Here is a 9,113-nt window from a genome sequence, read left to right as displayed (position 1 = left end):
CGAGTGGGCCCGGTCGCCGAGCGCCCCGGTGAACGCCCAGGCGTCCTCGACCACCGTGCGCAGGTCCGTCCGGGTGGGGTTCCAGCCGAGCTCGGCGATCGCCCGGGCGCTCGAGGCCACGAGCACCGCGGGGTCGCCGGCGCGGCGTGGCGCGACCACGTCCGGGATCGGGTGCCCGGTGACCTCGCGGCACACGTCGATCACCTCGCGGACGGAGAAGCCCTCGCCGCTGCCGAGATTGAGCACACGGTGTATCCCCGGCGCGTTGGACTCCAGGGCCAGCAGGTGGGCGTCCGCGAGATCCGCGACGTGGATGTAATCCCGGATGCAGGTGCCGTCGGGGGTGGGCCAGTCGTCGCCGAAGACCTTGATGTGGTCCCGGTGGCCCAGGGCGACCTGGAGCACGAGCGGGATGAGGTGGGTCTCCACGACCCGGTTCTCACCCGCGCCGTGGTAGGCGCCGGCGACGTTGAAGTAGCGCAGGCTGGTCGCGGCGAGTCCGTGCGCGACCGCGTACGAGGTGATGGCGTGGTCGATCGCCAGCTTGGTCGCCCCGTAGGTGTTGGTCGGCCGGGTGGGCATGTCCTCGGTGATGGGCACCTGCTCGGGCTCGCCGTAGGTGGCCGCGGTGGAGGAGAACACGAGGTTCCCGACACCGGCCGCCCGCATGGCGTCCAACAGGGCCAGCGACGTGACCACGTTGCCCTGCCAGTACTCCTCGGGCTTCTCGACGGACTCGCCGACGAGCGAGCGCGCGGCGAAGTGCAGCACGCCGTCGAAGGACGGGTCGAGGACCTCGCCCGCGCGGGCGGCGACGTCACCCTCGAGGAAGGTCGCCCCCTCGGGGACGCCGTCCCGGTTACCGGTGGACAGGTCGTCGAGGATCACCACCTCGTCCCGCGCTCGATGAGGACGGTGGCGCACACTCCGCCGACGTACCCGGCCCCGCCGGTGACGAGGAGTTTCACGACAGGATCTCGACCTGGATGGCGTGGGCGTGGTCGCCGTCGAGTTCGACGGTGCGGCCGTCCCCCGAGTCGAGTTCGACGAGGTGCCCGCGGCGGGTCGCGGTGACGGTCTTGAGCGGCTCCACGCCGGCGGCGCGGAACTCGGAGATCAGGTCCATGTCGATCTGCACGTTCTCGCCGATCGCCCGGATGCGCACGGTGTGCGGTGTGTCGGTGGGCAGCGCGGAGAGCCGGACGTGGTCGCCATGGTCGAGCGTCGACTCGGCGTAGCCGATGCGGTCCAGCCCGGGGATCGGATTGCCGTAGGGCGACGTCCGGGGGTCGTCGAGCACCTCGATGAGACGCCGTTCGACGTCGTCGCTCATCACGTGCTCCCACCGGCACGCCTCGGCGTGGACCTTCTCGAGCTCGAGCCCGATCACGTCCACCAGGAGCCGCTCGGCCAGGCGGTGCTTGCGCATCACGTCCACCGCGAGCTCGCGCCCGGTGGCGGTGAGCTGGAGGTGCCGGTCGGGTGCGACGAGCACCAGCCCGTCGCGCTCCATCCGGGCCACCGTCTGGCTCACGGTCGGGCCGCTCTGCTCGAGGCGCTCCGCGATCCGCGCCCGCAGCGGGATCACGCCCTCCTCCTCGAGTTCGTAGATGGTGCGGAGGTACATCTCGGTGGTGTCCACCAGGTCCTTCACGCTGCAGTCCTCCACGTCTGGATTCGTATCGACCTCCCGGTGGGTGACGACACCGACCGGGTTCTCACACCGAGACTACCGTCGGGCCACCGACCGGGGTGGGGAGCCGACGTTCATCGGCCGCCCCCGTCGTCGCCGCGTAGATTCGTGAGGTGACGTACCCCACGGGTCTGGCGGGGTGCGCGGGCCGGGAGAGACCCGGTCCGACGGGAGGGCGGTGGCCATGGCCGGGATCGCGGACGGCGTCGAGGCGAAGGTGGTGTGGAGCCCGTCGCTGCTCGAGTACCGACACTCCGCCGATCACCCCATGAGTCCGAGGCGCCTCGATCTGACCATGTCGCTGGCCACCGAACTCGGCGTGCTGCAGGGGGTGGAACTGCTCGAACCCGGGACGGCCGGTGACGACGAACTGCTGCGGGTGCACACCTCGCGCTACATCGACGCCGTGAAGGCGGCCGGCGACCTGCCGCCGGGGGAGCACGTCGGCATGAGCCACGGTCTGGGCACGGCCGACAACCCGACGTTCCCGGCGATGCACGAGGCCAGCGCGGCGGTCGCCGGCGGCACGCTGACGGCCGCCCGCGCGGTGGCCAGCGGGGCCGCGACGCGCGCGGTCTCCGTCGCCGGCGGGATGCATCACGCGATGCCCGCGGCCGCCGCCGGATTCTGCGTGTACAACGACGCGACCGTGGCGATCAGCTGGCTGCTGGACAACGGTTTCGACCGCATCGCCTACGTCGACATCGACGTCCACCACGGCGACGGCGTCCAGACCGCGTTCTACGAGGATCCCCGCGTCCTCACGGTCTCACTGCACCAGCACCCCGCGACCCTCTGGCCGTCGACGGGCTGGGCGTCCGAGGCCGGCGTGGGCCGCGCGGAGGGCACGGCCGTCAACCTCGCGTTCCTGCCCGCGGTCACCGACGACCTCTGGCTCCGCGGTTTCCACGCCGTGGTCCCGGGCGTCCTGCGCGCGTTCGAACCGCAGATCATCGTCCTGCAGGCGGGGTGCGACTCGCACCGCGAGGACCCCCTCGCCGATCTGTCGTTGACCGTCGACGGACACCGGCGGTCCTACCTCGACGTCATCGCACTGGCCGACGAGCTCTGCGGGGGGCGCCTCATCGCGGTCGGCGGCGGCGGCTACGAGCTGGTGCGGGTGGTCCCGCGCTCGTGGACCCACCTCATCGCGGCGGTTCTCGGGGCGCCGGTCGACCCGGGCACGGCGATCCCGGAGGGGTGGCGGTCCGCCGCCGGTCGGCTCACCGTTCCCGATCGGGTCCCGAAGGTGATGGGCGACGGCGAGATGCCGACGTTCGCACCGTGGGAGCCGGCGGGCGCCGACCGCGGGGTCGAGATGGACCGCTCGCTGGCCCGGCTGGACCAGTCGATCCTCGACACCCGTCGCACGGTCTACCCCCTGCTGGGGCTCGATCCCGACGACCCCCGGGACTGACCGCTTCTCGAGCCCCGTCCGGCACGACCTCGCATTGGAGGACCCCATGGCGCACCCCGGCGACCCCTCGACCGGCCCCACCGCGACCGAGACCCCGGAACCCGGCGGGCGTCCGGGCGATCCGCCCCCCGCGGTCGATCCGCCCGAGCACGCCTCGACCGACACCTCGGTCGACGAGTACCCCGAGGGCTACCCGCACGAGTGGGCCGCGGACGTCCTCGGCTCGGACGGCCGGGCGGTGCGGATCCGCCCGATCCTGCCCAACGACGCCGAGAAGATCGCCCGCTTCCACACCAGCCTGTCCGAACGCACCCGTTACCTGCGCTACTTCGGATCCCGGGACGTCCTGAGCGATCGGGAACTACGGCGGATGACCCACGTCGACTACCGCGACCGGATGGCGTTCGTCGCCGAGTTGGGCGCGGAGATCATCGGGATGGCGATCTACGAACGGCTGCCGGACTCCACGTTCGCGGAGGTCGCCTTCACGATCTCCGATCAGCACCAGGGCCGGGGGCTGGGCTCGATCTTCCTCGAGCACCTGGCCGGCGCGGCGGCCGAGTGCGGGATCGACCACTTCGAGGCTGAGGTCCTCTCCGAGAACCGGTCGATGATCCAGGTGTTCCGCCGAGCCGGGTACGAGATCTCACGGTCCTTCGACGGCTCCACGCTGCACCTCGAGTTCGCCATCGATCCCACCGAGGCGCTGACGAACGTCCGGAACTCGCGGGAGGCCGCGGCGGAGGCCCGGAGCCTGGCGCGGGTGCTGAACCCGGGATCGGTCGCCGTGATCGGCGCGTCCGACCAGGTGGGCAAGATCGGCCACACCGTCATGCGCAACCTCATCGGCAACGGGTTCGCTGGCCCCGTCTACCCCGTCAACTCGGACGCCACCTCGGTGCAGTCGGTCCGCGCGTACGCGAGCGTCCGGCACATCCCGGATCCCGTCGACCTCGCCGTCGTCGCCGTGCCCGCCGCCTCGATGTCGGAGGTCCTCGACGACTGCCTGTCCAAGGGCGTGTCGACGCTCGTCGTCATCTCCGCCGGGTTCTCCGACGTGGGCAGCGCGGGAGTCGTCTCGGAGCGGCGACTCGTCAGCGAGGCCAGGGCGCACGGGATGCGCGTCGTCGGTCCCAACGCGCTCGGCGTGATCAACACCTCCGCCGACGTCAAGCTCAACGCCACGCTGGCCGAGGTCGTCCCCGGCCCCGGCCGGGCCGGGTTCTTCTGCCAGTCCGGTGCGCTCGGCATCGCGATCCTCGCCGCCGCGGCGCGGCGCGGGCTCGGGCTGTCGACGTTCGTCTCCGCCGGTAACCGCGCGGACGTGTCCGGTAACGACCTGCTGCAGTACTGGGACACGGACACCTCGACCGAGGTGGTCCTGCTCTACCTGGAGAGCTTCGGTAACGCCCGCAAGTTCTCGCGGATCGCGCGGCGCGTGGCCCGCAACAAGCCTGTCGTGGTCGTGCGTCGGGCCGTCGACGACCTCGAGTCCGGCGTGGAGGGCCTCACCGCCAACGCGATCGGGGGACTGTTCCGCGACTCCGGCCTCATCCAGGTGGACTCCATCACCGACATGTTCGACACCGCCACCCTGCTCGCCTACCAGCCGCTGCCCACCGGCGGCCGCCTCGGCATCGTGGGCAACTCGTCGGCCGTCGGCAGGCTCGGCGGGGACTCCGCCCGTCAGCAGGGGTTCACCGTCTCCCACGCCGTGGACCTGGGTGCCGGGGCGTCGCCGGAGCAGTTCCGCGAGGCCATCGCGGATGCGCTCGCGCGTGACGAGGTCGACTCGGTCCTCACGGTGTTCGTCCCGCCGGTCGCCACGGATCCGGACTCCTACGCCGAGGCGATCCGCGCGGCGGCGGCGGAGAGCGCCAAGCCGGTGGTGAGTACCTTCCTCGCCGGCGAGGGGCTGCCCGAGGGGTTGACCGTGACGGACGAGTCGGGTGTGGCGGCCCGCGGTTCGATCCCGTCCTACCCGTACCCGGAACGCGCGGTGTCGGCGCTCGTGCGGGCCCGGCGGTACGCCGAGTGGCTCGACCGGCCGGCCGAGGAGCCCGCCGAATACTCCGATATCGACCGCGCGCGGGCCCGCGAGCTCGTGGACTCGCTGTCCCAGCTCCACGCCGGGACCGAGTCGTTCGAGCTCACGCAGGGGCAGGTCCGGGCCCTGCTCGAGTGCTACGGGATCGACATCGTCGACTACCGCGTCGTCACCGACGTCGATCAGGCCGTGATGGCGGCCGACGAACTGGGATACCCGGTCGCGGTCAAGGCGATGAGTGACCGGTGGCGCACCCGTAGCGACCAGTCGGGAGTCCGACTGGACCTGGCGGATTCCGCTGCGGTGCGGCACGCCTTCGCGTTGCTCCAGTCCACGACGGGCTCGCGGTCGCTGCACGTGCAGAAGATGGCCACGAAGGGGGTCGCGGTGACCATCCGCGTCGCGGACCACCCGATCTTCGGCTCGCTGATCTCGTTCGGCCTGTCCGGGATGCTCTCGGACCTGCTCGCCGACCGGGCGTTCAGCACACTGCCCATCTCGCCCTCCGAGGCGTCGGCGCTCCTCGGCAGGCCGCGGGCGGCGGCGATCCTCGACGGCTATGCGGGGGACGCGCCGGTGGACCGCGAGGCTCTGGTCGAACTCATGGGGCGGGTCTCGTGCCTGGTGGAGGACGTTCCCGAACTGCGCCGCCTGGCGATCGACCCCGGCCTGGCCGCGCCCGACGGGCTCGCCGTGCTCTACGCCACCGTCCGGCTCGGTCCGCCGCCCCGCTTCAGTGGGAACGAGGGGCCCCGCCGACTCCGCTGACGGCGGAGCCGCTACCGCGGCGACGCTCGCGTTGGCCCGGTGTCCGCGGCGACGAGTCCGTTGGCCCGGTGTCCGCGGCGACGATCGCGCGGACACCGGCACAGACGAGCGCCGGCCCCGCCCTTCGTGGGCGGGGCCGGCGGGGTGTGACCGGGGTCGGAGGGGATCAGATCGCGTAGGACCGCAACTTGTCGGCGCGACGGCCCTCACGGAGCTTGGCCATGACCTCACGCTCGATCTGGCGGACGCGCTCACGGGACAGGCCGAAGCGCTTGCCGATCTGGTCGAGGGTGCGGGGCTGACCGTCGTCGAGCCCGAACCGCAGGGTGATGACCTGCTGCTCACGCTCCTCGAGGGTGGCCAGCACGGCTCGCACGTCCGAGTGCATGACGTTGGACACCACCGTGTTCTCGGCGCTGGTGGCCTCGGCGTCCTCGATGAAATCGCCGAGCGGGGCCTCCTCGTCCGCGCCGACCGGCATGTCCAGGCTCACCGGATCGCGCGAGTGGTCGAGGAGCTCCTCGATCTTGTGCGCGGGGATCCCCGACTCCTCGGCCAGTTCCTCGAGCGTGGCCTCGCGGCCCAGCTGCTGGTGCAGTTCACGCTTGATGCGGGCGAGCTTGTTGACCTGCTCGACCAGGTGGACGGGGAGACGGATCGTGCGCGACTGGTCGGCCATACCGCGCGTGATGGCCTGGCGGATCCACCACGTGGCGTAGGTCGAGAACTTGAAGCCCTTGGCGTAGTCGAACTTCTCCATCGCACGGATCAGGCCCAGGTTGCCCTCCTGGATGAGGTCCAGCAGCGGCATACCCCGGCCGGTGTAGCGCTTGGCCAGCGAGACCACCAGACGCAGATTGGCCTCGAGCAGGTGGGCGCGGGCGGCCTCGCCCTCGGCGACGATCGTCTTGAGATCCGCCTTCTTCACCGGACCGAGACGCTTCTTGGTCTCCAGCAGGTGCTTGGCGTAGAGGCCGGCCTCGATCCGCTTGGAGAGCTCCACCTCGTCCTCGGCGTTCAGCAGAGCCGTCTTGCCGATCCCGTTGAGGTAGACACGGACCAGATCAGCGCTCGGGCTCTGACCTTCCGGATCCGCCTCCGTCCGACGGTCCGATCGGGTGATGGCTGACGTCATGTCTCCTCCTCCTGCCTGACCTTGTGACGAGGCCGGCGTTCGGTTGCTGGTGGACGGATCAGGCGCGTGCCCGGGTCACGGTCACGTACACCTACAACGACGGGGGTGCCGGTAATGTTCCCCGACCGATGATTTCGGTCACGAACCGTGCCGTAAAGGCCGTCACCTCGCCGCACCGGTGGCTCAGGCCGAGCCCGGGGTCTCCGCCAACACCGTGAACGGGCCGTCGTTGACGGAGTGGACCCGCATCATCGCGCCGAACACGCCCGTCGACACCTCGAGCCCCCGCTCACGCAGACCGGCCACCACGGCCTCGACCACGGGCTCGGCCCTGTCCCCGGGAGCCGCCCTCGACCAGGACGGTCGCCTCCCCTTGGCCGTCGAACCCATCAGCGTGAACTGGCTGACGACCAGGACGGGGGCGCCCACCTCGGACACGCTGCGCTCCTCCCGCAGGATCCGGAGCTCCGAGATCTTGCGGACCATCGTCGTGACGTCCGCCTCGTCGTCGTCGATCGAGACCCCCAGTAAGACCAGGAGGCCGGGCGCGGACAGTGCCCCGACGACCTCGCCGTCGACCGTCACCGACGCCTCGGTGACGCGCGAGATGACCGCCCTCACCCCCGCAGCCCCCCGGGCGCGGTGGCGACGGCCCCCGGCGGCAGGAGCCCCGGTACACCGACCGGAACGACGAACCCGTGCACGAACAGGTCCGCGACCACCCGTCGGACGGGCGCGGCCAATTCGTCCGGATCCTCACCGGCACCGGCCGCGGCGAGCACCACCAGGTCCTCCAACGGCAGCGCGGCCGTCCGGGCGCCCCTCAGCACCGCCGCGGTGAGGGGGTCGATCTCGTGGCGCCAGCGGGCGCCGGTCACGCGCTCCACCACCACGGTCGACACTCCCGGCGCGTCCACCTCCTCGGGGTCGGTCGGCGCGAGGGACTCTGAGACGTGCAGGTGGACGTCGGGGGAGACCGTGAACACGGTCGCGTCCAGGGCACGGTCCTGCCCGCCGTGGTGCCCGGCGGCCTCGCGTAACCACGCGATGCGCGCGAAGTACGCTTCCGCCTCGTCGCCGAGGCCGTCGCCGAACGGATGGGTGAGGTCTTCGCACAGGACCGACGACGGACCCTCGACGCGGCGCAGATACACGTAGCCGAAGCCGACCCCGGCGACGTCCTCGGCCTCGAAGTGGTCCAGCCAGCGGTCCGCCGCACGCCACGTGGTCTCGTCCCGTGGGTCCATGCCCTCGTCCGTGAGCCACGTCCACACGTACAGCCCCGGCTCGGAGACGTCGCGGCGGAGGATCCAGGCGTCCACGCCCTCGGACGGCACCCAGGACGCCACCCGAGTCCGCCAATCGGTGTCCTCGCGCTCCACCCAGGACGCCAACATGACGGCCGTCCCGCCGTCCGCCAGATGCTCGGGGGCGCCGGAGACCACCGTCCGACTCGCACCGTCGAGCGCCAGGCCCGACTCGCGGTACGAATGGCCGGTCTCCGGCGGACCCACCACGAACGGGGGATTGGCGACGATCCGGTCGAACCGGCGGCCGGCGACCGGCTCGAACCACGAGCCCTGCAGGAGTTCGGCCCGCCGGTCGTTGATCGCCAGCGTCGCGGCGGCCAGGTCGAGGCACCGCGGCGTGATGTCGGTCCCGGTGGCGGAGTCGGCGGTACCCAACGCGTGGACCATCTGGATGCCGCACCCGGTCCCCACGTCCAGAACCGTTCCAGCCGGCGAGGTGGGCGTGACCCGCAGTAGCGAGAGCGTGGCCTGGCCGACCCCCAGCACGTGGTCCGGTCGGGTGACGGTGCGCACCATCGACCCGTCGGGGTCCGAGAACACCCACCGCGTCCCGTGGCCGGTGTCCACCGGACGCAGGTCGACCACCGCGCGCAGTGCCGCACCGTCGTCGACCGGCTCCCACAGGCCGACGTCCACGCCCGCGCGCGGCTCGACGCCGGGGAGCGCGTCCGCCACCGCGGACGTCGGCAGCGGATCACCCAGCACGAACAGACGCACCAGCAGCCCGGCCGCGCCCGCCGGGC

General features: G+C 71.7%; 6 protein-coding genes and 1 pseudogene. 2 read left to right on the top strand and 5 right to left on the bottom strand.

Going from position 1 to position 9,113, the window contains the following annotated elements; all coding sequences use genetic code 11:
- Window positions 1-968, bottom strand: a pseudogene (galE, locus tag HMPREF3086_RS11125) (UDP-glucose 4-epimerase GalE); the annotation flags it as partial.
- Window positions 965-1,654 carry an iron-dependent transcriptional repressor DtxR gene (locus tag HMPREF3086_RS11120; protein ID WP_070721894.1) on the bottom strand — a complete coding sequence of 230 codons (690 nt, stop codon included), beginning with the start codon at window positions 1,652-1,654 and terminating at the stop codon, window positions 965-967. The pseudogene galE and the gene HMPREF3086_RS11120, both read right to left, overlap by 4 nt.
- A gap of 223 nt (window positions 1,655-1,877) precedes the next feature.
- Between HMPREF3086_RS11120 and HMPREF3086_RS11115 the strand changes: the two genes are divergently transcribed.
- Both HMPREF3086_RS11115 and HMPREF3086_RS11110 read left to right on the top strand, forming a co-directional pair.
- Window positions 1,878-3,110 (top strand): acetoin utilization protein AcuC, encoded by a 1,233-nt coding sequence (locus tag HMPREF3086_RS11115; RefSeq protein WP_070721893.1) that lies wholly within the window; start codon window positions 1,878-1,880, stop codon window positions 3,108-3,110.
- Window positions 3,111-3,156: 46 nt separating this feature from the next.
- Window positions 3,157-5,925 carry a bifunctional acetate--CoA ligase family protein/GNAT family N-acetyltransferase gene (locus HMPREF3086_RS11110; RefSeq protein WP_070721892.1) on the top strand — a complete coding sequence of 923 codons (2,769 nt, stop codon included), beginning with the start codon at window positions 3,157-3,159 and terminating at the stop codon, window positions 5,923-5,925.
- Between the two features lie 166 nt (window positions 5,926-6,091).
- On the opposite strand, the gene HMPREF3086_RS11105 is transcribed toward HMPREF3086_RS11110, so the two are convergent.
- The 3 genes from HMPREF3086_RS11105 to HMPREF3086_RS11095 all read right to left on the bottom strand — a co-directional run.
- The gene (locus HMPREF3086_RS11105) at window positions 6,092-7,060 is read right to left on the bottom strand and encodes a sigma-70 family RNA polymerase sigma factor (protein WP_063973073.1); all 969 of its coding nucleotides are present in this window, start codon (window positions 7,058-7,060) and stop codon (window positions 6,092-6,094) included.
- A gap of 183 nt (window positions 7,061-7,243) precedes the next feature.
- Window positions 7,244-7,681 (bottom strand): D-aminoacyl-tRNA deacylase, encoded by a 438-nt coding sequence (dtd, locus tag HMPREF3086_RS11100; RefSeq protein ID WP_070721890.1) that lies wholly within the window; start codon window positions 7,679-7,681, stop codon window positions 7,244-7,246.
- A partial coding sequence (locus HMPREF3086_RS11095; RefSeq protein WP_070721888.1) for a DUF7782 domain-containing protein occupies window positions 7,678-9,113 on the bottom strand: 1,436 nt, incomplete at its 5' end. The genes HMPREF3086_RS11095 and dtd, both read right to left, overlap by 4 nt.

Origin of the sequence: Dietzia sp. HMSC21D01 (assembly GCF_001815995.1) — a bacterium.
Classification (GTDB): Bacteria; Actinomycetota; Actinomycetes; order Mycobacteriales; family Mycobacteriaceae; genus Dietzia; species Dietzia cinnamea.
Note: the sequence above shows the minus strand (reverse complement) of the source record. Positions and strands in the feature narration are given on the sequence as shown.

What these genes read in the sequence shown, in the direction of transcription:
- HMPREF3086_RS11115 (WP_070721893.1), top strand. Translation starts at nt 1,878, where the DNA reads ATGGCCGGGATCGCGGACGGCGTCGAGGCGAAGGTGGTGTGGAGCCCG.
- HMPREF3086_RS11110 (WP_070721892.1), top strand. Translation starts at nt 3,157, where the DNA reads ATGGCGCACCCCGGCGACCCCTCGACCGGCCCCACCGCGACCGAGACC.
- HMPREF3086_RS11105 (WP_063973073.1), bottom strand. Translation starts at nt 7,060, where the DNA reads ATGACGTCAGCCATCACCCGATCGGACCGTCGGACGGAGGCGGATCCG.